This window comes from Arthrobacter sp. ok362, assembly GCF_900102785.1.
In the GTDB taxonomy this organism is placed as follows: Bacteria; Actinomycetota; Actinomycetes; order Actinomycetales; family Micrococcaceae; genus Arthrobacter.
This window is the reverse complement of the sequence record NZ_FNGC01000006.1, coordinates 32,275-58,039: the sequence shown is the minus strand read 5'-3', so window position 1 is coordinate 58,039 and position 25,765 is coordinate 32,275. Positions and strand designations below refer to the sequence as shown.

At 65.9% G+C, this 25,765-nt stretch carries 19 protein-coding genes and 1 pseudogene; 11 read left to right on the top strand and 9 right to left on the bottom strand.

Annotated features, from left to right (window positions below; all coding sequences use genetic code 11):
- Window positions 1-250: 250 nt before the first annotated feature.
- The 3 genes from BLQ10_RS09450 to BLQ10_RS09440 are packed head-to-tail and all read left to right on the top strand — an operon-like array spanning window position 251 to window position 5,057.
- Complete coding sequence (locus tag BLQ10_RS09450) at window positions 251-1,273, top strand: 3-oxoacyl-ACP synthase III (RefSeq protein WP_091561491.1); 1,023 nt, start codon at window positions 251-253, stop codon at window positions 1,271-1,273.
- Window positions 1,267-3,996 (top strand): alpha/beta fold hydrolase, encoded by a 2,730-nt coding sequence (locus BLQ10_RS09445; protein WP_091561124.1) that lies wholly within the window; start codon window positions 1,267-1,269, stop codon window positions 3,994-3,996. Before BLQ10_RS09450 ends, BLQ10_RS09445 begins: the two co-directional genes overlap by 7 nt.
- Entirely contained in the window at window positions 3,993-5,057 is a 1,065-nt protein-coding gene (locus BLQ10_RS09440; RefSeq protein ID WP_091561489.1) for an NAD-dependent epimerase/dehydratase family protein, read from the top strand. The genes BLQ10_RS09445 and BLQ10_RS09440 overlap by 4 nt, the downstream gene beginning before the upstream one ends.
- Here the strand turns inward: BLQ10_RS09440 and mutM are convergent.
- From mutM to coaD, 5 genes are all read right to left on the bottom strand, one after another.
- The gene (gene mutM, locus BLQ10_RS09435; RefSeq protein WP_091561122.1) at window positions 4,993-5,982 is read right to left on the bottom strand and encodes a bifunctional DNA-formamidopyrimidine glycosylase/DNA-(apurinic or apyrimidinic site) lyase; all 990 of its coding nucleotides are present in this window, start codon (window positions 5,980-5,982) and stop codon (window positions 4,993-4,995) included. The genes BLQ10_RS09440 and mutM overlap by 65 nt on opposite strands.
- Window positions 5,983-5,991: 9 nt before the next feature.
- Entirely contained in the window at window positions 5,992-6,714 is a 723-nt protein-coding gene (gene rnc / locus BLQ10_RS09430) for a ribonuclease III (protein ID WP_091561118.1), read from the bottom strand.
- Window positions 6,715-6,735: 21 nt separating this feature from the next.
- Window positions 6,736-6,939 (bottom strand): 50S ribosomal protein L32, encoded by a 204-nt coding sequence (rpmF, locus tag BLQ10_RS09425; protein WP_056738282.1) that lies wholly within the window; start codon window positions 6,937-6,939, stop codon window positions 6,736-6,738.
- A 36-nt stretch (window positions 6,940-6,975) separates the two neighbouring features.
- The gene (locus tag BLQ10_RS09420; RefSeq protein ID WP_091561115.1) at window positions 6,976-7,500 is read right to left on the bottom strand and encodes a YceD family protein; all 525 of its coding nucleotides are present in this window, start codon (window positions 7,498-7,500) and stop codon (window positions 6,976-6,978) included.
- 174 nt (window positions 7,501-7,674) lie between these two features.
- Window positions 7,675-8,175, bottom strand: coding sequence for a pantetheine-phosphate adenylyltransferase (gene coaD, locus BLQ10_RS09415; RefSeq protein WP_091561112.1), 501 nt, complete (start codon window positions 8,173-8,175; stop codon window positions 7,675-7,677).
- Between the two features lie 48 nt (window positions 8,176-8,223).
- Here coaD and BLQ10_RS09410 point away from each other — a divergent pair, with 48 nt between their 5' ends.
- Both BLQ10_RS09410 and BLQ10_RS09405 read left to right on the top strand, forming a co-directional pair.
- The gene (locus BLQ10_RS09410) at window positions 8,224-9,435 is read left to right on the top strand and encodes an aminotransferase class I/II-fold pyridoxal phosphate-dependent enzyme (RefSeq protein WP_091561111.1); all 1,212 of its coding nucleotides are present in this window, start codon (window positions 8,224-8,226) and stop codon (window positions 9,433-9,435) included.
- 2 nt (window positions 9,436-9,437) lie between these two features.
- The gene (locus BLQ10_RS09405) at window positions 9,438-10,223 is read left to right on the top strand and encodes a spermidine synthase (protein WP_175558549.1); all 786 of its coding nucleotides are present in this window, start codon (window positions 9,438-9,440) and stop codon (window positions 10,221-10,223) included.
- On the opposite strand, the gene rsmD is transcribed toward BLQ10_RS09405, so the two are convergent.
- The 4 genes from rsmD to thiL are packed head-to-tail and all read right to left on the bottom strand — an operon-like array spanning window position 10,220 to window position 15,231.
- Window positions 10,220-10,849, bottom strand: a complete 630-nt coding sequence (gene rsmD, locus BLQ10_RS09400) for a 16S rRNA (guanine(966)-N(2))-methyltransferase RsmD (RefSeq protein ID WP_091561109.1) — start codon at window positions 10,847-10,849, stop codon at window positions 10,220-10,222. The two genes, BLQ10_RS09405 and rsmD, sit on opposite strands and share 4 nt — an antisense overlap.
- Before the next feature lie 24 nt (window positions 10,850-10,873).
- Window positions 10,874-13,102, bottom strand: a complete 2,229-nt coding sequence (locus tag BLQ10_RS09395) for an ATP-dependent DNA helicase RecG (protein WP_091561107.1) — start codon at window positions 13,100-13,102, stop codon at window positions 10,874-10,876.
- Window positions 13,092-14,183 carry a DAK2 domain-containing protein gene (locus BLQ10_RS09390; protein ID WP_254785490.1) on the bottom strand — a complete coding sequence of 364 codons (1,092 nt, stop codon included), beginning with the start codon at window positions 14,181-14,183 and terminating at the stop codon, window positions 13,092-13,094. Before BLQ10_RS09390 ends, BLQ10_RS09395 begins: the two co-directional genes overlap by 11 nt.
- 22 nt (window positions 14,184-14,205) lie before the next feature.
- The gene (thiL, locus tag BLQ10_RS09385; RefSeq protein WP_175558567.1) at window positions 14,206-15,231 is read right to left on the bottom strand and encodes a thiamine-phosphate kinase; all 1,026 of its coding nucleotides are present in this window, start codon (window positions 15,229-15,231) and stop codon (window positions 14,206-14,208) included.
- 194 nt (window positions 15,232-15,425) lie between these two features.
- Between thiL and BLQ10_RS09380 the strand changes: the two genes are divergently transcribed.
- The 6 genes and pseudogenes from BLQ10_RS09380 (at window position 15,426) to BLQ10_RS09350 (ending at window position 25,669) form a co-directional block, all read left to right on the top strand.
- Window positions 15,426-15,998, top strand: coding sequence for a YdcF family protein (locus BLQ10_RS09380; protein ID WP_139164208.1), 573 nt, complete (start codon window positions 15,426-15,428; stop codon window positions 15,996-15,998).
- Between the two features lie 410 nt (window positions 15,999-16,408).
- A pseudogene (wecB, locus tag BLQ10_RS09370) lies at window positions 16,409-17,485 on the top strand (non-hydrolyzing UDP-N-acetylglucosamine 2-epimerase); the annotation flags it as partial.
- A gap of 238 nt (window positions 17,486-17,723) precedes the next feature.
- Window positions 17,724-18,422 (top strand): phosphocholine cytidylyltransferase family protein, encoded by a 699-nt coding sequence (locus BLQ10_RS09365; RefSeq protein WP_091561099.1) that lies wholly within the window; start codon window positions 17,724-17,726, stop codon window positions 18,420-18,422.
- A gap of 232 nt (window positions 18,423-18,654) precedes the next feature.
- Window positions 18,655-20,319: a TIGR03767 family metallophosphoesterase gene (locus BLQ10_RS09360; protein ID WP_091561097.1), complete on the top strand. Its 1,665-nt coding sequence runs from the start codon at window positions 18,655-18,657 to the stop codon at window positions 20,317-20,319.
- Window positions 20,320-20,705: 386 nt separating this feature from the next.
- Window positions 20,706-24,176 carry a CDP-glycerol glycerophosphotransferase family protein gene (locus BLQ10_RS09355; RefSeq protein WP_175558548.1) on the top strand — a complete coding sequence of 1,157 codons (3,471 nt, stop codon included), beginning with the start codon at window positions 20,706-20,708 and terminating at the stop codon, window positions 24,174-24,176.
- The gene (locus BLQ10_RS09350) at window positions 24,131-25,669 is read left to right on the top strand and encodes a glycosyltransferase family 2 protein (protein WP_091561093.1); all 1,539 of its coding nucleotides are present in this window, start codon (window positions 24,131-24,133) and stop codon (window positions 25,667-25,669) included. The genes BLQ10_RS09355 and BLQ10_RS09350 overlap by 46 nt, the downstream gene beginning before the upstream one ends.
- The last annotated feature ends 96 nt before the right edge of the window (window positions 25,670-25,765 follow it).

Below are 25,765 nucleotides of genomic sequence, written 5' to 3'. Positions count from 1 at the left end.
GGCGCGCTGTTCGATGTAAGCATGATTCGGACTGCATTATTCAAACGGGCGCGGGTGTTCGGGAAGGCCCCGGATACCTAAATCTACTGCGGTGTTGCGACAAGTCCGCGCAGAACCCGTGCGAAGCCGCCGCTAATGCCGCAGAATATGCAGGAACAGCTGCGCACCGGGCATAGTTAAGCTCTTGGGCTTGTGCTTGAAGGTGCAGTTAACCGTCGGAGCGCAGGACGGACACGAACAGGGGCTTGATTTGATAGGGAATGCAACATTCCGGCACCGCAACACCGCATTGCTTTCGGTGAGCAGCGTTGAAGCTCCGACGATCATCAGTTCTACGGATTTCGACCGCAGGCTGGCTTCGACCCTGCGGCGGCTGAAATTCCCTCCGAAGCTGCTCGAACGGGTCGCCGGCATCACCCACCGGCGCTGGTGGGCCCCCGGGACATCGTTCGACGACGCCGCCATCGAGGCGGGCGCGAAGGCCCTGGCCGAGTCCGGCATCGAAGCGTCCCAGGTTGGCCTTCTGATCAACACGTCCGTCACGCGGCGCAACCTCGAACCGTCTGTCGCGGTGAAGGTCCACCACGGACTCGGCCTGCCGTCGTCGGCCATGAACTTCGACCTCGCCAACGCCTGCCTCGGATTCGTCAACGGCATGACCCTGGCGGCCAACATGATTGACTCCGGCCAGATCAAATACGCGGTGATCGTCAACGGAGAGGATGCCCAGGCCACGCAGGAGGCCACCCTGGCCCGGCTGCAGCGGCCCGAGACGACCCGCGAGGACTTCAACCGCGAGTTCGCCACACTCACACTGGGCTCCGGAGCCGCTGCGGCCGTCCTGGGCCCGGCGGACCAGCACCCCGGGGCGCACCGGATCGTCGGCGGCGTGATGCGGGCCGGCACGGAGCACCATGAACTGTGCGTGGGCGGCATCGACGGCATGGCCACCGACACGAAGGGCCTGCTCGACGGCGGTCTGCAGCTCGTGCTCGAAGCCTGGCACGAGGCCCAGCCGGAGTGGGACTGGGCCTCGATGGACCGCTACATCACACACCAGGTGAGCAATGCCTATACGCAGGCCATCATCGACGCCATCAACCTGGACCCGGACAAGGTGCCGATCACGTTCCCGCACTGGGGCAACGTGGGCCCGGCCTCGCTCCCAATGACCCTCGCCGCCGAAGCACAAACCCTCGAACCTGGGAACCGCGTGCTGTGCATGGGCGTCGGTTCCGGTCTGAACACCGCCATGGTGGAAATAGTTTGGTAGCCGCCGACTGGCCCGGCGTCGACCCCGAATGGTCGCGCGAAATCGATGTGGCGTCCACCTCCGCCGCGGATGAGCCCGGAGCCGTGCGCCGCTGGCACCTGCTCGACAACGGTGCCCAGCTCTCCCGCCGCGGCCTGACGCCCGCCGGCACCCTGCTGTGCGTGCACGGCAACCCGACGTGGTCCTACCTGTGGCGGACCTTGCTGGCCGCCGGATCCGACCCCGCACATCCGTGGCGCGTGGTGGCGGTGGACCAGCTGGATATGGGCTTCTCCGAGCGCACCGGCACGTTCCGGCGCCTGGCGGACCGGATCAACGACCTCGGCGACCTCACCGCCGCGCTTGGGCTGGACGGGCCGGTCGTCACCGTCGGCCACGACTGGGGCGGCGTGATCAGCCTCGGCTGGGCCGTGGCACATCCCCAGCAGCTCGCCGGGGTGGTGCTGACCAATACCGCCGTCCACCAGCCTTCCGGCGCGCACATCCCGCCGGCGCTGCGGCTTGCCCTGCATCCCGCCGTGCACCGCTGGGGAACGACGACGTCGGATGCCTTCCTGCGGGTGACGCATTCCCTGGCGCACCCGCCGCTGGCCGCGGAGGTCCGCAGCGCCTTCATGGCCCCCTACCGTGGCGCCGACCGCCGCACCGGCGTGGGGAACTTCGTCGCGGACATTCCCGCCGACGCGTCCCATCCCAGCTTCCCGGCGCTCAGCCGCGTCGCCGAAGGGGTACGCGGGTTGAGGGTTCCGGCGCTGATGCTCTGGGGCCCGCGGGACCCGATCTTTTCCGACCGGTACCTCAAGGACCTCATCGGCCGCCTGCCGCACGCGAAGGTGCACCGCTTCGAGGGTGCCGGCCACCTGGTCGCGGAAGACCGGGACATCGCCGCACCCGTCTTCGAGTGGCTTGCCGAGCGCGGCCAAGACAGCGGACACGGCCTTCAGCGGACAGACGCCCCGACCGGCGGCCCGACGCTGGAGCACGCAGCCGAGCCCCTCGAGCCCCTGGAGAACGGCACTGGTGTCCCGGGCACTGGTGTCCCGCCCCTTTGGGCGCCGCTCACCGCGCTGGCGGCGGGACCTGCCGCGGGAGATACCGCCGTCGCGGAAATGGCAGCGGACGGCAGCGTCGCCCGCTCGCTCAGCTGGCGGGAGCTGGAACAGAATGTCGCCGCCCTCGCGGCGGGCCTGCAGGAAGCCGGCGTGGGGCACTGCAGCCGGGTGAGCCTGATGGTTCCGCCGGGCGTGGACCTGACCGTGGTCCTGTACGCCTGCCTGCGGCTCGGCGCGGTGGTCATCGTGGCCGACGCCGGCCTGGGCACCCGCGGCCTGAGCCGCGCCGTGAACGGCGCCACCCCGGATTTCCTCATCGGCATCGACAAGGCGCTGGCGGCTGCGTCGGTACTCGGCTGGTCGGGACGGCGAATCAGTGTGCGGGACCTGCCGGCCGCCCGCCGCCGCCTCCTCCGTGTCGAAACCTCCCTCGCCGCCCTCGGCCGCCGCGGAGCGAGCCCCAGCCCGGAGCTCCTCTGCCATGAAACGGCCCCGGTCCCGGACGCCCCCGCCGCCGTGCTCTTCACCTCCGGCTCCACCGGTCCCGCCAAGGGCGTGCTCTACACACACCGGCAGCTGGCAGCGATGCGGGATACCGTGGCCGCGACGCTGGGGATCCGCCCGGGCTCACGCCTGGTGGCGGGGTTCGCGCCGTTCGCCCTGCTGGGGCCGGCACTCGGAGCAGTCTCGGTAACGCCCGCCATGGACGTCACCTTGCCCCGCACCCTGACGGCCCGCGCACTGGCGGACGCTGCCGCAGCCATCGACGCCACGGTGATCTTCGCCTCCCCCGCGGCGCTGCGCAACGTCCTCGCGACCCAGGGCAACCTGAGCCGGGCCGGGCACGAGACCCTGGGGCGCGTGGAGCTGCTGCTCTCCGCAGGCGCGCCCGTCCCCGAACCCCTCCTGGCAGAGGTGCAGCGGCTGCTGCCCCGGGCCTCGCTGCACACCCCGTACGGGATGACCGAGGCGCTGCCAGTTACCGACATCAGCCTCGAACAGATCCGCGCCGCCGAGGCCGACGCCGCCGACGGAACCGTGGCGGGGGCCGGCAACGGCGTGTGCGTGGGCTGGCCGGTGCACGACGCCCGTGTGGCCGTCATCCCGCTCGCCACGGACGGCACCACACCCGGGAATGACCCCGTGACGGACGCGGGCGTGACCGGCGAGATCCTCGTCAGCGCCCCGCATGTGAAGGAAGCCTACGACAGACTCTGGCTGACCCAGCGCGAGAGCGTCCGCACGGCCGGATGGCACCGCACCGGCGACGTCGGGCACCTCGACGCTGCCGGCCGGCTCTGGGTGGAAGGACGCCTCGCGCACGTCGTGACGGCCCCGGATACTGCGGTGACGCCCGTGGGCGCCGAGCAGGCCATCGAACGCCTGGACGACGTCGGGCTGGCCGCCGTCGTCGGGGTCGGCCCGTCCGGGACCCAGGCCGTCGTCGCCGTCGTCGAGACTGTACCTCCGGCCCGCCGGGCCGGCCCCGCCGCGCCGCAGCTCGCCGGGCGGGTACGGGACGCGGCCCGTCAGGCCGGCATCAGCGTCTCCGCCGTGCTCGCCGTCCCGTCCCAGCCGACCGACATCCGCCACAACGCCAAGATCGACCGGACCCGCCTGTCCCGGTGGGCGTCAAAGGTGCTGGCCGGCGGCCGTCCGGGCACGCCGTGAGGGTCCTCGTCACCGGCGCGAGCGGCTTGCTCGGCCGTGAAGTGGCCCGGCTGCTGGTACGGCAGGGCCACGCCGTCACCACGTTCCAACGCCGTCCCTCGGGCGTCGACGGCGCCGCGGACCTCTCCGGGTCCGTCACGGACGACGACGCCGTCCGTCGCGCCGTCTCCGGCGCCGAGGGCGTCATCCACCTGGCCGCGAAGGTCTCCTTCACCGGCCGCGCCGCGGATTTCGAGGAAGTGAATGCCGAAGGCACCCGTCGCCTGCTCCGTGCGGCCCGGGAGGCCGGCGTGCGGGACCTGGTGTTCGTCTCCTCCCCGTCCGTAGCCAACTCCGGCGCCGCCATCGCCGGACTGGGCGCCGAGCCGGCGGACCCGGCCCGCGCGCACGGCGACTACTCCCGCACCAAGGCCGAGGCCGAACTGCTGGCGCTGGCCGCGGACGTGCCGGATTTCCGGGTCGCGGCGGTGCGCCCGCACATCGTCTGGGGCCCGGGCGACACACAGCTGGTGGAACGGGTGCTGGAACGTGCCAGCCGCGGCCGCCTGCCGCTGCTCGACGCCGGGGCGGCCCTGATCGACACCACCTACGTGGACAACGCCGCCTCGGCCATCGTCGCCGCGCTGCACCGCATGGAGCACATCCACGGCCGGGCGCTCGTGGTCAGCAACGGCGAACCCCGCCCTGTCGGCGAGCTGCTGGCGGGCATCTGCGCCGCGGCCGGCGTCCCCGCGCCGTCGTGGACGGTGCCGGGCAGGCTCGCGCGCGCGGCAGGATCGGTGGTGGAGAAGCTCTGGACCGGTACCGGCCGGGCTGGGGAGCCGCCGATGACCAGATTCCTCGCCGAGCAGCTCTCCACCGCCCACTGGTTCGACCAGCGCGAGACCCGTGAACTCCTCAACTGGACGCCCGCCGTTTCGCTTGATGAGGGCCTGGCGAGGCTGGCCGAGCACTACGGTTCATTTTCAGCGGCTCGGGTTTCGCGCCCGGGCTCCCCTACCAGCGCCCGTTCCGCGGCCGGGGCTGGCAGACAGGACAGGTGTACGAGGAACGGTTCATGAACTGCTCCCGCAACAGCCGGCTGACCCGGCCGGCGGCGGCGCAGCGCTTGCACTCGAGGCCCTCCCGGCCGTAGGCGTTCAGGGAGCGGTCAAAGTACCCGGAGGCACCGTTGACGTTGACGTAGAGCGAATCGAAGCTCGTGCCGCCGGCGGCCAGCGCATCCGTCATGACTTCGCGGGCGGCGTCGAGGACCCGCAGCGCGTCGGCGCGGCGCAGGGTGTCGGTGGGCCGGGCATAATGCAGCCGCGCCTTCCAGAGGGCCTCGTCCGCGTAGATGTTGCCGATCCCGGAGACCAGGCCTTGGTCCAGCAGCGCCCGCTTGAGCCCGGTTTTGCGCGCGCGCAGGCGCCGGTAGAAGCCCTCGAAGGAAAAATAGGGGTCCAGCGGGTCCCGGGCAATGTGCGAGGCTTCCTCGGCGATGAGCGGCAGCGGCGTTTCGGCGAGGCCGCCCGGCCCGCCGTCGTCCGTGGGGATCAGCGAGGTGAGGAACAGGCCGCCAAAGATGCGCTGGTCCACGAACCGGAGCTGTTCGGGCATGCCTTCGGCGGGGCTGAGCCGCAGCCTGACCTTGAGGTGTTTTTCGTCCGGAACGCCGGGGTCCTGCATCAGCAGCTGGCCGGACATGCCAAGGTGGGCCATGAGTGCGACGGCGGGGGAAGGCGCTGCGGACGGGACACTGCTCCCGGACGGCACACTGCTCCCGGACGGGGCGGGCGTGTCCGCCAGCGGCATCCAGAGGAATTTGCCGCGGCGGACCACGTCCAGCACCCGTGCGCCCTCAAGGTTGCCGGCAAAGTCTTCCGGGCCCAGGGCATGCCGGCGCAGGGAGCGCGGGTCCAGCACATCGACGGAGGTGATGGTCCGGCCCCGCACCCAGCTCACCAGGCCGCGCCGGACCACCTCCACCTCGGGCAGTTCAGGCAACGCCGCCGCCTACGTGCCGGTCTGGGTGTGCAGTTGCTGCGGATCAGGCGCGGACGGAGCGGTCAGCCGGCGCCAGGCGTCGGCGGCGGCCTCCTGCTCGGCTTCCTTCTTGGAGTTGCCGGTGCCGGTGCCATAGTCGGTGCCACCGATCCGCAGCACGGCCTCGAACGTCCGGGCATGGTCCGGTCCGGAGCCGTCAACCGCGTAGTTGATGGTTCCAAGCTGCCGGCTGGCCGCCAGCTCCTGGATACTCGTCTTCCAGTCTGTGCCAGCGCCGAGGGCGGCCGCGTCCTTCAACAGCGGGCCGACCAGCCGCATGACCAGCTGCCGGGCCGTCTCGATGTCGTTGGAGAGGTAGGTGGCGCCGATCAGCGCCTCCATGGTGTCCGCCAGGATGGACGCTTTGTTCTTGCCTTCGGTGAGCTTCTCGCCCTGTCCGAGGTAGATGTATTCGCCCAGCCCGATGCTGCGGCCGATGCCGGCCAGGGCCCGGGTGCTGACGACGGCGGACCGGCGCTTGGCCAGGTCGCCTTCGGGCAGCGTGGGGTTATCACGGTACAGCGCGTCAGTTACGGAGAACCCCAGAATGGAGTCGCCCAGGAACTCGAGCCGTTCGTTGGTGGGGATGCCGCCGTTTTCGTAGGCGTAGGAACGGTGTGTGAGCGCAAGACGAAGCGTCCCGGCGTCAATAGTGACACCGAGACGCTTCAGAAGCTCTTCAGTTGAAGACATCTTTTTCAGCCTGTTGGCGGATTAGACGTCTGCGACCTTGCGGCCCTTGTACTCAAGGAACAGCGCAGTGCCAGCCGAGTCGGTAACGACCTTTGCCTGGTGCGGCAGGCTGTAAACAACCTGGCCGTTCTCTACGGTCTTCACCAGGTGGGGGGCAGTTGCCTTCCACTGGGAGCGGCGGGCGCGGGTATTCGAGCGAGACATTTTCCGCTTGGGAACAGCCACGGCTAACTCATTTCTCTCTAGTCCAACACTTACAAATCAGTTTTGCCGGTCAGGCTTAGCCAAGTCAGTCAGGGCAGCCCAACGAGGATCTACGACCTCGTGGTGATGCCCCGGCTCGTCTTCCAGGCGTACTCCACATTCGGAGCAAAGGCCCTGGCAGTCTTCCCGGCACACCGGCTGGAACGGCAGTATGGTGACAACTGCGTCCCGCAACACCGGCTCAAGATCGATCAGATCGTGCTCGACTCGACGTTGCTCTTCTTCGTCTTCTTCGTCGGAGAACACAGCGTCCTCGTAGAAGAAAAGTTCTTGCACATCAACCTCTTGGTCATACGCAAGGGGATCCAGGCATCGGCCGCATTCGCCAGTAACTTCAACGAGCGCGGTTCCTGATACCAGAATTCCTTCGTGTACGGCCTCAAGTCGCAGGTCCAGCTCGATATCCGAGCCTTCCTGCACGCCAATGAGCGCCACACCAAGATCACTTGGTGCGGGTACATGTTCCGTCAGCGTTCGCATGCTTCCCGGACTGCGTCCGAGGTCCTTGACGTCGAACGCCAAGGGCGAACTAGCATCTCGTTTAATGAGAACTCCTGTTGAACATATGACCGACGTACTATCTTAGCCTGAACTTCCGGACGGACTCAAACCGGGGACACGCCTGCGGTTCCCACCACAAACGGCCTCGGATTCGGGCCACGCAACCGGCAGCAGGCCGCCGAGTACCGGTCAAGCTTACACTTTGCGCGCCCGGTTCTGGACCGGCTCGCCCGGAGCCAGCCGTTTCAGCACGGACCGGGGAACAAAGTCCGAGACGTCCCCGCCCAGGGTGAAGACCTCTTTGATGAGGGTGGAGGACAGGTGAAGGTAGTGGCTTTCCGCCGGCAGGAATACCGTCTCGACGCCGGTCAGTTGCCGGTTCATCGTGGCCATCGGCAGCTCGTAGTCGAAGTCCGAGGACGAACGCAGGCCCTTGACGATCGCGGACACACCACGCTGCCTGCAGTACTCGGCCAGGAGCCCCTCCCCCACAGGTTCCACCACGATGCCGCGCAAGGACGCGAACGTTTCCTTGGCCATGTCGATCCGCTCCTCAACGCTGAAGCGATACTTCTTGGCCATGTTCGTTGACACGGCCACGATCACCTCGTCGAAGAGGCCCGCGGCACGCGCAATGACTTCAAGGTGTCCATTGTGAATGGGGTCAAAGGAGCCAGGGCAAACAGCGCGTCTCATGCTCCGAACCTACCGTATCCGCGCCGCAGGCCGGGATAACATGACTGAATGTCCCAGCTCCCTCCCCAGTTCCCATGGCAGCGCGCCGCAACCGGCGCCAACTTGCTCTCCCCTGACGGTTCGCTGGGCGTCACGATCTTCGAGGAGATGACCACCCTGGCGCTCAGCACGGGCGCCATCAACCTCGGCCAGGGCTTCCCGGATGAGGACGGCCCCGTCGAGATCAAGGAGGCCGCCCAGGCCGCCATCGCCGCCGGAGCCAACCAGTATGCGCCTGGCAAGGGCATCCTGCCCCTGCGGGAGGCAATCGCAGTCCACCAGCAGCGGTTCTACGGGCTGGCACCGGATCCCCAGACCGAGATCATCGTCACGACCGGCGCCACAGAGGCCATCGCCGCCTCGCTGCTCGCGCTGGTCGGACCGGGAGACGAGGTGCTCACGTTCGAGCCGTTCTACGACTCCTACGGCGCCATCATCGGCCTCTCCGGCGCCACGCACGTCACGGCCCCGCTCCTGGCCCCGGATTTCATGCCGGACCTGGCAGCGCTCGAGGCCGCGTTCAGCAACCGCACCAAGGTGGTGCTGATCAACAATCCGCACAACCCGACCGGCGCGGTGTTCCCCCGCGAGGTGCTTGCGCGCGTCGTCGAACTGGCCGCGAAATACGACGCCGTCATCGTCACCGACGAAGTATACGAGCACCTGACCTTCGGTGTGCGGCACATCCCGCTGGCCACCCTGCCCGGCGCGGCCGAGCGCACGCTGACCATTTCCTCGGCAGGCAAGACGTTCTCCTTCACCGGCTGGAAGATCGGCTGGCTCTCCGGACCGGAGCACCTCGTGGCCGCCGCCCGGACGGTCAAGCAGTTCCTGAGCTACAGTTCCGGCACGCCCTTCCAGGCCGCGATCGCGGTGGGGCTGGGGCTTCCGGACGAGTTCTATGCCGGCATTGCCGACACGCTCCGGTACAAGCGCGACATCCTCAGCGAGGGACTCCGGGCAGCGGGCCTCGACGTCCTGACGCCGCAGGGCACCTACTTCGTGAACGTGGATACCTCACCGCTGGGGATCACCGATTCCGTGGAGCTGGCCCGCAGGCTCCCGGCCCTCGTGGGCGTCGCCGCGATCCCGGTACCGGTCTTCTGCCACGCCGACGGCGCCGAGCGCACCCGCAGTCTGCTCCGCTTCGCTTTCTGCAAGCAGCTGCACGTGCTGGAAGAGGCCGCCGAGCGGCTGGCGACCTTGCGCGACAGGCTTTGAGCATGGCCGCGCTGCAACCCGGAGCCTCCCGGTTCCTGCGGACCACCGGGCAGCACGCCGCGATCGAACCGGATCCCTTTACCGACGGCGGCTTCGTGCTGAGCATCGGCGGCGCCGAGCAGTCCCACGTCAACCTGGCCGATCCCGCGGACATCTTCTACGAGTACCTGCGCAGGATCGGACACGTGGTGGACCTCGCCGCCCCTTGGGGCGAGCCCATCGCTGCCCTGCACTTGGGCGCGGGTGCCCTGACGCTGGCCCGCTACATCCAGGCCACCCGGCCCGGTTCGGTCCAGTATGCCGTGGAGCTGGAACGGGAACTGCTCGACTTCGTGCTGGCGCAGCTGCCCCTGCCGGAAGGAACGCAGTTGCACACGGTGATCGGCGATGCCCGCGACGCCCTCGCCGGGCTTCCGGCGGAGCTGCGCTTCGACGTCGTGATCCTGGACATCTTCTCCGGGCCCGAGGCGCCGGAACACATCGCATGCACCGAGTTCTACCAGGAGGCTGCGGCTCGGCTGACGCCGCGCGGGGTATTGATTGTCAACGTGGGCGACGAACCCGGGCTGACCCTGGTCCGGAGCCAGGTCGCGGCCATGCGCCGGGCCATGACCGACGTCTCGGCCTTCGCCGAGGCCGGAATGTTCACCGGCCGGTACCCCGGGAACATCATCCTGACCGGGACGCAGGGCCCGTGGCCGGAGGTCTGGACGGCGGCGCTCACGGCGCGCGGCCCGCATCCGGCCAGGCTGCTCTCCGGCGTCGAACTCGACGTGCTGGCCGGTTAGTCCTCGACTTTTTCGTTAACGGCCTCTAAGTCGACGGCGTCCACGGCTTCCACGGCTTCCACACCGGGCTCGGCGAACCACAGCCGGGTTTCCCCGTACTTCTTCTCGGCAAACCGTTCCATGCCCTCGGGCCATGCCGGCTCGGGGGTCCGGGACGAGCGTTCCACCACCACGACGGCCACCTCGCCCAGGTGCGGCACCAGCTTGGCCAGCACGGCAGCGAGGGCCGGCTCGTCCAGGGGGTAGGGCGGGTCCAGGAACACCAGGTCCCAGCGCACGGCCTCAGCGGTCCGGTCCAGGAAGGATTCGACCTTGGAGCGGTGCACGGAGACCACCTTGCGGCCCGCGACGGTGTTGACGAGGTCCGCGTTGCGCTGGCAGACGGCGCTGGCCTTGGCGTCGAATTCGACCAGGTCCACGGAGTCGGCGCCGCGGCTGCCGCTCTCCACACCCAGCGAGCCGGATCCGGCATAGAGGTCCAGCACCCTGGCGCCGGCAATGACGTCGAAGGCGTCCAGCCGGGAAAACAGCGCTTCCTTGACCCGGTCGGTTGTGGGCCGCGTCAGGCTCCCGGGGACGCTGTTCAGGGTGCTGCCGCCGGCGGCGCCGGCAATGATCCGGCTCATGGGCGGGGCCCCTGTCGTGTGGTCCTAGCCGCGTTCAAGGAACGCCTCCTTCTCGGGGTTCAAGTATTCCTCGATCGCGGCCGCGAGCCTCGGCTGGCCCGCCAGCGAGGGATCGGCGGCCACGATCCGCTGGGCGTCCTGCCGGGCCCGGGCGATCACGTCCTCGTGTTCGAGGACGCGCAGCAGCTTCAGGGTGGAGCGCCCGCCTGACTGCGAGGCGCCCAGGATGTCGCCTTCCCGGCGGAGCTTGAGGTCCTCCTGGGACAGTTCGAAGCCGTCGGTGGTGGCCGCCACGGCATCGAGCCGGCGCCGGCTCGGATGGCCCGGCTCCAGGGTGGTGACCAGTAGGCAGGTCCCGGGCAGCCCGCCGCGGCCCACCCGGCCGCGCAGCTGGTGGAGCTGGGAGATGCCGAAGCGGTCCGCGTCCAGGATCACCATGAGCGTGGCGTTGTGGACGTCCACGCCGACCTCAATCACGGTGGTGGAGACGAGCAGTTTGGTCTGATTGGCCGTGAAGGAGGCCATCGTCTCAGACTTCAGCACCGGGTCCTGCCGGCCGTGCAGCGGCGCCACAGCCACCCCGGCGAGGGCTGGTTCGTCCTGGAGGTGTTCCACGACGCCGGTGACGGAAGCGAGTTCCCGCGAGCCGTTCTCGCCTTCGAGGTCCGCAGCGGACGGTTCGGCCTCGCCCGGGGTGAAGTCGCCGTCGTCGTCCGCGCCGATCTTGGGGCAGACCACGTAGACCTGGTGGCCGGCGTCGATCTCCTCCCGCGAACGGGACCAGATGCGGGTGGCCCAGGCCGGGTGTTCCGCGAGCCCCACCACGTGGGTGGAGATCGGGGCACGGCCGGCGGGGAGCTCATCCAGCACGGACGTTTCGAGGTCTCCGAACACGGTCATGGCCACGGTCCGGGGAATCGGGGTGGCGGTCATGACCAGCAGGTGCGGCGGTTTGCTGGCTTTGGCCCGGAGGGCGTCGCGCTGTTCCACGCCGAAGCGGTGCTGCTCGTCCACCACAATCAGGCCGAGGTCGTAGAAAGTCACGTTGTCGCTGAGCAGGGCGTGGGTGCCGATCACGATTCCCGCCGTTCCGGAGGCCGCGTCCAGCATGGCCTGCTTCCGCGCCGCGGTCGGCATGGAGCCGGTGAGGAGGGTGACCTGGACGGCGTCGGGGCCGAACCCGCCGAGCATGCCGTCCCGGGAGAGCGGTCCGAGCGTGCGTCGGATGGATTCATAGTGCTGGGCGGCGAGGACTTCCGTGGGGGCCAGCAGGGCAGCCTGTCCCCCGGCGTCCACCACCTGCAGCATGGCACGCAGCGCCACGATCGTCTTGCCGGAGCCCACCTCGCCCTGGAGCAGCCGGTTCATGGGCGAGTCCTGGGCGAGCTCGCCGGAGAGCGTCTTGCCGACGGCGGCCTGGCCGGCGGTCAGCGTGAACGGCAACTGGCGGTCGAAGGCCGGCAGCAGCCCGTCCGGTGCCGGGCGGCGGGCCGTTGCTTCCTCGGCGGCGAGTTGGGCGCGGCGGCGGGCCAGGGCCGACTGGAGCACCAGGGCTTCCTGGTAGCGGAACCTGTCGCGGGCGCGTTGGAAGTCCGCAGGGGTTTGCGGGGCGTGGATCAGCCGGTAGGCGTCTGCGAGCGGAAGGAACTTCTCCCGCGCCGCGATCTCCGCCGGCAGCGGGTCGCCGAGGGTTTCAAGATCCACGGTGTCCAGCAGCGTCGAGATGACCTTCTGGATGGACCAGCTGGTGAGTTTGGCCGTGGCCGGGTACACCGGGATCGGCATGGCGGCGAGCTTCTCCGGATCGATGCCCGGGGTGTCGGGGTCCTCGTCGAGCAGCAGGAAATCGGGGTTGGTCAGGCCGAGGGATCCGCCGTAGCGGGTGACCTTGCCGGAGAACATGGCGCGCCTGCCCGGCTGCAGCTCCGCCCTGGCCCGGAACCCGTTGAAAAAGCTGACCTTGAGCGTGCCCGGCAGCGCTCCGCCGGCGTCGTCGGAGATCACGACGTCGGTCAGGGAACCGCGCCGGGCGCGCATGGGCCGGGTGCTGTTGGAGACCACCCGGGCGATCAGGGTCACTTCCTCGTCCAGCGGGACCTCACTGATGGGTGTCAGCTCGCCGCGGCTAAGGTAGCGGCGGGGGAAGTAGTTCAGGAGCCCGCCGACAGTGCTGATGCCGAGGTGTTTTTCGATGACGGCCGCGGAGCGCTTGCCGATCCGGCGCTCCAGGCCCAGGTCAAGTTCAGCGTGCATGTCCGTCGGGGTTTCGGGTTTCGGCGGCCAGCGCCGGGGCAACGGTGGCGGCAACGGTGGCGGCCTGTGGTTCCGGATCGCGTGGCACCGCGAGCTCGCTCACGGACATGTCCGTGGGCTCGCCCAGGGAACGGATCAGCGCGACGGCGGGTTCGGCATCCAGGACGTGGACGTGGACGCGCCAGCGGTAGTGCCCGGCGGTCTCCGCGTCGCCGCCGACCTGGCTCATGATCACCGAGTCGCCCATTTCGTCGAGCCGTTGGCGCATCATGGCGGCGTCCAGCGGGGACAGGGAGATGGTGCACATGACTTCGACGCCTTCATCGCGCGGCATGCCGACGTGGATATGCGGATCCTGGACGTCGTAGCCGTGCAGGCCGTCCAGCAGTTCGCTCTGGAGCTCCTCGCCCAGCACGGCGGAGCGGAGGCAGTCCAGGATCAGGAGCATGCCCACGCCGCCGGCGTCCACCACATGGGCGGCGTGCAGGGCCTCGAGCTGGTCCTCCGTGCGCACCACGGCGGCCAGGGCTGCCTCGACGGCGGCATCCAGGGCCAGGCCGAGGGTCTGGTTGCTGTCATCGCCGTCGTGTGCGGAGTCCACGGCGGCCGCGGCCCGGGCGGCGGCTTCCATGACGGAAAGCATGGTGCCGGGCACGGGATCACTCAGCGCGGACCAGGCCCGGATCTGGGCCCGGTTCAAGGCCGCGGCCAGCAGCGGTGAGCTGATCCGGGTGTGCCCGGCCAGCGGTTCGGCGGCGGCGGCGAGGAAGACGGCAAACAGGGTTCCCGAGTTGCCACGGGCCTGTTCCATGGCCACCCGGCCGGCCTGCGCCAGGACGGCGCCGACGTCGTTGTGTGCCGGAGCGTGCGCGCCGGCCGCCTGCACCGGCGTGTTCGCGCTGATTTGGGGCATGGCGGCAGTGTCCGGCACCGTGTCGTGGAGGGCGTGGGCCGCGGCACGGACGGTCAGGTAGAGGTTGGTGCCGGTGTCGCCGTCGGCCACGGGAAAGATGTTGATGGCGTTCAGGCGGTCGCTGTGGTTGCCCAGCGTGGTTTCCGCCTTGCCCAACCACCGCTTCATCGCTTGCGCGTTGGCGGCAATCCTAGTCTGCAAAGTGATCCCATCCCACAGCGTCAGCGGGCCTGCCCGCGATCGTTACTCCCGTGCTTTCGGTTGGTGCAGGGGCCTCTACCGAGCCTATCGCAGTGAACCCGGGAGGGAGCTGAACCCCTGGCGGGAAAGTGACCAGCAGTCCGTGGTCTTCGCCGCCGCCGAGGACCCAGGACATCGGGTCTGCTTTTAACAGCTCCGACGCCGGCAGCAGCGCAACGGCCAGCTCCTTGAGGGCGGCGGCTTCCAGGTTCAGCACCGCGTGGCTCGCGGCCGCCATGCGGTTTCCGTCACGGACCAGGCCGTCCGAAATGTCCATCATGGCCGACGCGCCGGCCTCACGGGCCAAGGGGCCGGCCGCGAGCGGCGGCTGCGGCCGGCACTGGGTGTCCATGAGGGAGCGCTGCTCGGTGGTCAGGTCCTCCACGCGGACGTCCGACTCCAGCAGCGCCAGCCCGGCGGCGGCCCGGCCCACTGTTCCCGCCAGGGCCACGGTGTCCCCCGGCCGGGCACCGGAACGCAGCACGGGCTCCTTGCCGTCAAGGGTCCCCAGGATGGCCACGCTGACTGCCAGTTCGCGGCCGCGGCCGAGGTCGCCGCCGGCCACCGAGCAGGCGGGAGCCCCCAGCCCCCTGATCCCGGCCATGAGGCCGTCCGCGAAATCTTCCACCCAGCAGACGAGGGTCTCCGGCGGCATCGTCAGGCTCACCACAAGGGACGTGGCCCGGGCGCCCATGGCATTGATGTCGCTGAGGTTTTGCGCCGCAGCCTTCCAGCCGACGTCGTACCCGGTGGTCCGGTAGCCGTTGTTCCATTGGAGCCGGAAGTCCTGGTCGGCCACCTGGGTGTCAATGCTCAGCACAGTCCGTCCGTCCGGCGCGGCGACTATCGCGGCGTCGTCCCCCGGTCCCAGCTGCAAGTACGTCACCGCGTCCGGCGCGCCAGTGGGCTCGGAGATGGTGAGTCGCGGGAAAATGCGCGCCAGCAACTGGGACTCCGAGAGCCCGGCAACGGTCAACTCGGCGTCCGGCGGCAGGTGTTCGGCCGGAGAAATTTTGGACACGGCAGTTTCGGGGACAGGAACGTCGGAGACGGGAGTCTCAGGCACAATTTCAGGCACAACGCTACGCTACCGCGAGGGCCTGACGGCTCGCCTAAGGATGAGACAGAAGGTTGAGATCTGTTTGGCGAGAGCGACGTAAACTCTTAGCCGTGCCTCCTTCCGTCGCCGCAGTGAATACAGCCACCCGCCGGGTGCTCGCCTTCGCCGTCGGAGGCGTCCTGCTGTGGCTGATCATTGCCGTTCAACTGTTCGTCAACGTGGATCCGCTCAGCGTGCACCGGACGGACGCCGTCATCATGCTGGGCGGCGCGGCCTCCGAACGCCTCCCGGTGGCCCGCCAGATCCAGGCCGGATTCGGCATCCCGGTCCTGGTGATCTCGCACACGGACACTTTCGGCAACCGCGAGGCGGATGAGGCCTGCAATTCAGCAGTCTTTCCGAACCCGAGCGTTGTCTGTTTCAGGCCCCCGGACCTGGACACCCGCGGAGAAGCGCGGGCAATCTCCCGGCTGATCGAGGCCAACGGCTGGAAGTCTGTCACCGTGGTGACTTCCAGCTACCACGTAACCCGCGCCGGCCGTCTCATCGGACAGTGCACGACGGCGGAAGTCCAGATGGTTGCCTCGCATCCGGATCTGGATCTGGGCCAGTGGATCCGGCGGTTTGTGATCGAAACCGGAGGCCTCATGGACGTTTCCTTGCGGCCGGAATGCGCCAATTAGGGGACGGAAATGTAACAATTGAACCTCATCCGGTTGAACTGGTCAGCCGGTTTGGGCTTCTGACCGAGGCGAGGAGGACACGCTGGAACACTCTTCCGACGGCACTCCCTCGCTGGCTGCCGCACCACGGCACCTGCGCAGACGGCGCCTGCACGAGGACATTCCAGATACGCTCCTGGTCCCAGACGCCGAGCCGCTTCCGCTGCCCGTCCGCGCACCGCGTGAACCGACGACGCAGGAACAAGAAGGCGAACGGCCAGCGCCGGCCAAGCGGGCCGCCGACCTGGACCTCGACGACCAGGAAGTGGCATACCGTCGCAAGCGCATGGCGGCACTGATTGCCGTTATATTCGTTGTGGTTAGCGTCCCGACACTCGTGATCGCCTTGCTGCTGCTGGGCTGAACGAACCCTCCAGGAGGCTCCGCACTTCCGCTGCATCGTGACTGTCACCGGGCAACACCGCGAGATGCTGGACCAGGTCAACGAACTGTTCGGCATTGTTCCGGACCATGACCTCAACATCCTGCAGCAGGGACAGTCGCTGTCCGCCATCATGACGCGCACCATCGACGGCTTGGAGACGCTCTTCGCCCAGTCGAGGCCAGACGCCGTCGTTGTCCAGGGCGATACCACCACGTCCACGGCCGCCGCCATCGCCGCGTTCTATCACGGCATCCCGGTGGTCCACGTCGAGGCCGGCCTGCGCAGTGGCGACCTGCTCTCCCCTTTTCCGGAGGAAGCCAACCGCAAGATCACCAGCCAGATCACCCGCCTGCATCTGGCGCCAACGTCCACCAGCAGGGGAAACCTGCTGAGGGAAGGCATCAGCCCCCAGGACATCGTGGTGACCGGAAATACGGTGATCGATGCCCTGCTCGCCACGGTGGACAAGCAGCTCCCCTTCACGGATCCCAAACTGGAAGAACTGGCCGCCAGCGGTCGCCGAATCCTGCTGGTCACCACGCACCGCCGCGAAAACCAGGGCGAATCCATGCGCAGCGTGGGACGGGCGCTGGCCCGGATCGCCGACGCCGAGCCGGACCTCGTGATCGTCCTGCCCGCCCACAAGAATCCCGTGGTGCGCGAGGCAGTGCTTCCCGCGCTGGAGGGCAAGGCCAACATCCTGGTCACGGAACCGCTGGCCTACGGCGAATTCACTCGACTGCTGTCACTTTCCCATGTGGTGTTAACGGACTCTGGCGGAGTCCAGGAGGAAGCTCCAAGCCTCGGCAAGCCGGTCCTGGTGATGCGGGAAAACACCGAACGGCCCGAGGCCCTGGAAGCCGGCACCGTGAAGCTCATAGGCACGGACGAAGAGCGGATCGTCGACGAGGTGACCCGCCTGCTCCACGAGCACGGCCATTTTTCCGCGATGGCAAACGCCGTCAATCCCTACGGGGACGGCAAGGCCGCAGCGCGGACCGTTGCCGCCATCGAAGAACTGATGGGCGTGGGGTCCCGGATTAGCGAGTTCAGCGGCGGGTAGGCACCTGTCGCAATATTGCGCCACGGCAACGGGATGTTCGCCGGGAAGTTAACACAGCATTAACGTAGGATTGCCCGCATCATTCGGTGACACCGATGCTCAACCCTTATGCTTGGACGCGGGGGAAGCGCCCTTCTGGGGCGTCCACACAGTTCCGGGGCGATTCCGGGGCGATCTCTAGCGATGCGACGGCTCGCCGCTCCCGCCACCCGGATCGCCCACAGAAGAGGAAAGACACATGAGAGTTCAGGCCGTAATTCTTGCCGCCGGAATGGGAACGCGGTTGGCGCGCCCGCACCCGAAGCCCATGACAGAGCTCAGTGATGGGCGCACCATCATGCACCAGCAGGTCCAGAACCTGCGGAAAGCATTCGGCAAGGGCCTCCGCCTCACCATTGCTGTCGGTTTCAAGCTCGAAATGATCCTCGAACACGTGCCGAACGCGTCGTTTGTGTACAACGAGAACTTTGACCAGACCAACACCTCCAAGAGCCTCCTGAAGGCAATCCGGAATTCGGCCAAGGGTGGCGTCCTCTGGATGAACGGCGACGTCGTGTTCGACCCCGACATTCTTCGGATGCTGGCGCCCTACATCAAGCGTGATGAATCCTTCGTTACCGTTGATGTGTCCTCGGTTTCCGACGAGGAAGTCAAATACACCACTGACGCTGATGGCAACATCCTGGAGCTGTCCAAGATTGTCCCCGCCGATGTTGCCCAGGGCGAGGCTGTTGGCATCAACTTCGTCAGTTCGAAGGACAAGAAGAAGTTCCTTAAGCGACTCATTGAGGTCGATGACCAGGACTACTTCGAGGCCGCGATCGAGTTGACCATCAAGCAGGACGACGTCAAATGGACCCCAGTGGACATCAGCGAGTTCTACGCTGTGGAGGTCGACTTCCCGGACGACCTGGTCCGGGCCAACGCCAGCCTCTAAGGGCAGCTCACTAGAAGCCGCCCGAAGTTTGGCGGCTCAGGCGAATGACGCCACCGCAAGCCGATCGCAACAGCAAGGGTTACATTAGCAAGTGCGACAGCCGAACAAGACGCCAGTATCACGGCGAGACGCCCTCCGGTGGTCTCTGGCTGGCACTATCGGCGTCACTGTGTTGAGGGTTTCCGGATCTTCACCCGAGTCTTCGTCCACATCTCCGGGGAACGCACAGGCCATGCCAGAGCCTTCAGCACCGCTGTCAACACTGGAAGCCACCGTCATCTTAGGATCCCGGGCCGCGCCTCGCCTGCCGTACCAGAGGCTGGCGCGCGGACCGGCCCTTGAGACGCTCGTCCGTGAGGACCTCTGCACCCGGAGCCGCGCTGTTAGCGGCCGGCGAATCGGGCTGGCCACGTTCGGGCATCTGACGGACGCCCACGTTCTCGACGCAGCCAATCCCGGCAGGCTGTCCTTCCTCTGGCAATACTTTGACTTCTCGGACGGGTATCCGTCGTCCGGGAAATTTAGGCCCCAGGATCTCTTGACGGTCCACGTCCTGGACGCGACGGTCCGGAAGCTCAACGCCGTCCGCTTCGGCCCCCTCAGCGAACGGCCTCTGGACTGCCTAGTGACCACGGGTGACGTCACCAACACCTTTGCCGTCGGTGAACTCTCAGCCGCCGTCGGTGTTTTCAAGGGCGGATCCGTGACCTCACATCCCACCGCTGCCTACGACGGCGTCCAAGATCACGGTCCGGCTCCCCGCGAACTGTCGAAGAGCATTTGGCATCCCGAGCCGGAAAATACGCTGATCTCCCCGGATGACTGGAAGGCGCTTCACGGTTACCCCACCGTTCCCGGATTCCTCACGGCGGCCATCAAGCCGGTAAGGGCGCAGGGCTCAGATTTCCCGTGGTACATCGGCGTGGGAAATCACGATGAAGCCGGGCGGTCTCCGTCAGGCACGATTTCCGCAAAGGCCGAGTTCGTTGACGCTCTTCGAACCGGTGACCGGCTTCCGATTCAGCTCCCGCAAGGCATGAACGCCACTGACTTCTGGAATGATGTCAGACGTTCAAATGGGAGCGAACGCCGCAGGCTTATCACATCATTGCCTTCCCGAACCGTGCGTGCCTCGAAACTACGCCGCCCATTCACCAAGGCAGAGTTCATGGACGCCTTGCCGGACGGTGAAGCCAAGGTGCAGTTTGGTTCCGGCCCTGATGCCGAAGCGAAGCCGTACTACACCTTCGACATCGCTCCTGAGGTAATCGGCATCATGCTGAACACGGCGAGCCCGGACGGGAGCATCAAGGCCGTCCTGGATGCGGGCCAGGCGGACTGGCTTGAGGAACAACTCAGGGGTGCTTCGGCGAACTACTACGATTCAAAGGGCAAGCTCACCGCATCCAGTGGCCAAGGCCGTCTTGTGGTGTTGTTCAGCCACCATCCCCTCTCCACCTTTGATGAGGAGGAACAGTCGTCCGACGGCGGCCGGCCGCCGTTGAATCGATCGGCAGTCCTGGGGCTGCTTTCCCGCTACCCAAATGTGGTCGCCTGGATGAACGGCCACAGGCACAAGCACCGAGTGACACCGCACAAAGGGAAGCATGGATCTGGCGGATTCTGGGAAATTACCACGGCGTCCCTCATTGACTATCCGCAGCAATCGAGAGTTGTCGAACTCATGGACAACGGCGACGGAACGCTGTCAATCGCGGCGACTTTGGTGGACCATTCGACGCCGGAGGGTGTGCTGTACGAAGGAGAGCACACTGCCGCGTCTCTTGCGGCGTTGAGCCTCGAGCTCGCCTTGAACCGTCCAGGGCTGGACCGCGCTGAGATAAGTGGCGGCATCGAGGACCAGAATGTCGACTTGATCCTCAACAAGCCCTTCTAAATTTGAGCCCCTTGGATCGGCCTGTCGCGGGATGCCGTGCGATTATTGACAGAGTGTCAGCGGCCGGCGCGGAGGCAGCGTCATCTACTTGTACCTAATGACGAAGTAACAACCACTGGTTGGAAACGACGAAAGAAGCGAATCTAAGAATGCCAGGTCGCAAAGAGAGCCAAGCCATAGCTTCGTTGAAAGCCGCTGCTAAGAGGAATCTGAGGCGTGCATGGCGGGCGTTGCCTCCGGAGCAGCAAAAGCAGATCCGGAAGTTGGCCCATCCGGCCAATTTGGCCAAGGTCCAACGTGCGCTCAACGCATCCCCACTTGGCCTCCCTCAGCCGCCACAGCTCTCCGTCGTCGTCCTGGTGGCAGATTACGCTCCCGATCCAGATATGACGCTGCGGAGCCTGGTTGGCCAGAAGCCCGCATTGGAAATGATCGTCATTGATACGTCGTCGGCGGGCGTGGGCGAGAGCGCAGTACAGCCCTTCGTAAAGCGTGACCGCAGTGTGAAGTACCTCGCACTTTCCGGCGTCAGTGGTGAAGAAGCCCGGAACCGCGCCGTGGCCTCTTCGCGGGCCCCGTACCTGATGTTCCTCACGGCGGGGGATGAGGTTGAAAAACAAAGCTTGGACACCATGCTCCGCTCGCTGCGTGAGACAGGCTCGTCCTTCGCCGTCGGCATGACCGGAATCGTGAAGGGCAAAATCATCTCCACCCCGCCATGGCAGCAGAAAATCCACGGTGAACCTCGGCCCGCCGTGACCGTGGCGGAAGTCCCGGAGATACTGCTGGATGGTGCCCTCGCCAACAAACTATTCAGGCGTGACTTCTGGATTTCGGCAACTGCCGATGTCGCGCTGGATCGTGAACACTGGCAGTATGAGGCCGTTGCCACTCTTTACACGCGCGCAAAGTCATTCGACGTTCTGGACCGCAAGGTCGTCAATACGTCCCTGGATTCCGCTATCCGGCCCCCGTCCCGCGGGCTGATCTGCGAGACGGGATACCTCGAAGACCGACTGCACCGACTCGAGTCACTGGCCGCCGCAGTCCGCGCGGTCGCGGCTCCCGGAGACTACCGGCGTTTGCTTTCCGGAGAACTGGGAAATGGACTGTTCCGCTACTACGAGGTGGTGCCCCGCACCAGCCCCGAATACTGGGATTTGCTACACGCCACAGTGCGCCGCCTCAGCGAAGGTCAGGAGCTGGACTGGGATCTCATCCGGATCCACAACCGGCTGATCCTCTCGGCCGTCCTCGCGGACAAGCGCGAGGACGTGATCCGCATCTGTAACCACCGGAGCGACTACGCGTCCAGCTTTCCGACGGTGCTGACAGATTCCGGGATCCTCGCACAGCCCCTCTACCTGGAGGAGCTTTCAACCTACGATCCCCGGCTCCTGCCCTGCCGCGATATCGACCTTCGGCTGGTCAGCAAATTGACCCGCTTCGACTGGCAGGACGACGGCCAGCTAGTAATCGGCGGTCACGCGTACATATCCTCAGTGGACCCGATCAACGGCAACCTCTCGATCCAGGCCTCCTTGGTCAACGCCAGCAGCGGGGAGGCTGTCCCCTTGGCAGTGGCCCGCCACACGGACAAGTCCATCGATTGGGAGTCCAACGACAACTGGACGTCGTACTCCGACGCGGGTTTCAGCACCACCATTGACCCGGCCGTGATGCTTGAGGGAAACGGGGCTGCAGCTCCCGTCAGCTGGTACGTTCTCCTGACCGTCAGTGCCGGCGGCCGAACACTCACAGCGCCATTGATGCGCCGTGACCTCAACGGTTCGACCGGCCAGCTGCCTGTAGGCCCCATGCAAGGCACCACCAGGATGGCCGTGGAGATGCGCGCAGCCACTGGGCTGACCTTTGTTCCGGTTGCTCCGCACTACGTGGCGACATCCCTGGAGCTGGCAGGACGAACCCTGAAGCTTACGGTCGAGGCCCATGCCGCCCCTGTGGCCACCAGGGTTTCCATCGAGAGCACCAAGTTTGGCATCCGTAAAACAGCGACTTTCCAAGAGGTGGAGGGGAACCGAGCCGTCTACCTCATCGACGTCCCGGCGCTGGGATCCGGTGCAAGGACCACGGCCGAATATGAATGGCATCTGCGACTGGAGAGCGGCGTCAAGGCGCCCCAGCCAGTGGCGTGGCCGGAGGGGACCGCGGAACTCGAGGCCCGTTCCGATCAAACCCGAAGCCTGAGGCTGGGACTGACAGGTTACGGGTTCATCACCCTCGAGGAGCGGAAGAGCCGCGTTATTGCGTCCGCAGTCGAAGTCTCACCCGACAAACGCATCCTTCGGATCGAGGGCTCTGCAGACCTTCCCGTGACCCGAGCCCCCCGCTTTGTCCTTTCCAGTGGGAAGGCCGTCATCCCTGCGACCGACGTCGTCTTGGCGGTCCGGACGAACGAGGGAAGCAACCACTTCTCTGCGCAATTTCTGCTCCCTCACCGGCCTTGGGGTGGCGACGAGGTAATGCCGGAAACCGGTGCCTACAGCGTGCGCCACGTTCCCCGGGGGGTCGACGACCACATGGGCTATTGGATCCCGGCGTCGTCCGGGCTCCAAACGCAGATGCCCCGCCGGATTGAAGCGGACCGGCTGGAAATCGGAGTAAGCCGCGCCCCGAAGGCTGCGCTGACCATCCACCTGAGGCCCCCCTTCGCAGAAGACGAGACAGGACGGTTCGACCAGCAGACGCTCCGCACTCCGGTAACGCGGGCCGGTAGCGCTGAGCTTAAGGACGCCGTCCTGTTCATGTGCTTCGGCGGACGCCGTGCTACCGACAGTCCGCGCCGTCTATTGGAGGAATTCCAACGACGGGGAAGCCAGTGGCCCCTGTACTGGGCGGTCGCTGATTTTTCGGTGCCCGTACCGGCAGGAACCGAAGCAGTCTTGATCGGCTCCCGGAAGTGGTACCAGCTCTTGACCGAGTCCCGGATTTTGATCAACAACAACAATTTCCCGTTCTATTTCCGCAAACGCGAGGGGCAGGTCTACATCCAGACCTGGCACGGCACACCCCTCAAGAAGCTCGGCAACGACGTCGCCCGCACCAGCTTCTCTCTTTCCTACTGGAACCTGATGTGGCGGGAGGCGGAGTATTGGGACGCGCTCCTGGCGCAGAACGAGTACGCCGCCGGGGTCCTCGCCAACTGCTTCGGGTTCGAGGGGCGGGTTGTGGCCGAGGGCTATCCCCGTAACGACAGCCTCACCCCCGAGCGGATGGAACAGAACCGGGCCGCCATCAGGACAAATCTCGGCATCCCCGATGGCAAGACTGCGATTCTCTACGCGCCCACGTGGCGCGATGACGCAAAGAACGACTCACGGCAGTACGAGATGGTCACCTACCTCGATTTCGAAAAGGCCCAGCAGCAGCTCGGCGACGACTACGTGCTGCTCTTGCGCGGACACCACAACATCGCAAGCCAACGGCAGACTGCGGCCAACAAGTTCGTCATCGACGTGACCGAATACCCGGAGGTCAACGACCTCTACACGGCAGCGGACATCCTGGTCAACGACTACTCGTCCGTGATGTTCGACTTCTGCGTGACGGGCAAACCCATTGTGTTCCTCACACCGGACATCGCCCAGTACCGTGATGCGACCCGGGGCTTCTACTTCGACCTTGAAGAAAAAGCACCCGGTCCGCTTCACAACACCACGGACGAGGTTGTTCGCTCCATCAAAAACATCTCCGCCGTGTCCCGCCGCTACGCGCCCAAGTACGAGGCTTTCGTCAAGATGTTTGCCCCGTACTGCGACGGTGAGGCAACAAGCCGGGTCTTTGATGCGCTATGGCCGGACAAGGAAGCCATCGGCATCACCTCAAGCACCGACTGACCGAGCGATCGGCACCTCCCGAGTGTGCGGTCGGCAGCCCCTCAGCTGCGTGGATCAACCAGCAACAAGAACGGAAAACAGTGCGGCAGCAACCTCGCCTAAGCATCGTCATGCCGGTGTTCAACGCCTCAGCGTACCTACGCGAAACTCTCGATGTGCTCCCGGCTCAAACATCGCAAGACTTTGAGCTGATTGCTGTCGACGACGGATCAACGGACGACAGTCTTGAAATCCTCAACGAATACGCTGCCATGCATGCTAACTGTATCGTCCGCGGCATCCCGAACAGCGGTTCAGCGGCACTCCCGAGGAATGTTGCTCTCGACATAGCGAGCGGCGAGTTTGTCTTTTTTCTCGACTCCGATGACCTGATCGCTCCGCAAACCGTGGAGAACCTTTTGAAGGCGGCTGACGAGTCGGGATCCGACGTCGTGCTCTGCAAGATGGAGAACTTCGGTATCGGAACGCGGTCCCTGCCGCGCTCCGTTTTCAAGACCGAACGTCGCGCCGAGGACTTCATAGACAGCTTCGCCTACCGCACCTTGAGCCCGATGAAGATGTTCCGGCGCTCCATGATCGAACGGCATAGGATCCGGTTCCCGCTAGGATACAGCAACGGTGAAGACCAGCCCTTTGTGATGCGGGCTTACCTCGAGTCAAACCACATTTCAGCGATCTCCGACCAAATCTATTACTGGATACGTAATCGTGCCAACGGCGTTCCAGGCACACCCGCCGCCGGTAACGTAAGCAAGGCCGGCCAGCCGCCGGGAAAGGATCTGACGAAGAACCTGACGGTCATCGACGTGGTCGAGAGGCACACAGATTCCGGCGCCCGGCGCGACATGCTCCTAGAACGGTTCTTCACTGGAGCGGCCGGACTCACGTTCGCGTTCAACCGTCGTTTCCTCGCCCTCGACCGCAGTGAGCAGCAACAATTGATCGACCGGGCTCGCAAGGTGTCGCATCTCTGGAACGACCGGCTACGAGGGAATGCGAACAGTCACGTTCGTGAACTGCTTGACACGCTCTTCTCAGGGTCCCTCGAGGAGGTCGTGGCGATGATCGCAAGACCTAACGGCGAAGAATTGGTGCTCAAGCTCAAGGAACGAATCGACCGATCCCCCCAGCTTCCACTCACATTCACTAAGTCGAGGATGTACAAACCTACATGTTTAGTTCTCGAACATGTCGTGGTCAATCATCGAATAGCCTTCGATGTAAATTGGGGACGAGATGGCTGGCGCTTATCCGTCGTCGGAAGAGACGCGGCCTCAAAGCGCTTCCTCCGCAATTTGCTAGTTGGTCGAGCAAGTCTTTTACAGGAAAATGGGGAACGCCACAGTCTTGCCAGTTGGGATTCTGGGACTGACACTTCTGTTTTACTTTCTGACATACTCACCCAAATGTTATGGATAATCCACTTCGCACTCTCCATACCCCACGAGGGCAAAACACCCGCGGTGATTCAGGAGGGTCTGCCCAAGGCTTAATTTACATTTGGGGTGGTTCCCGGGGTAACGAAAGAATAATCTGCCGAGCTGCGTGAGGCTAAGATTCGCAGACCAGGCCCGGTCCCCCAGGGCCGA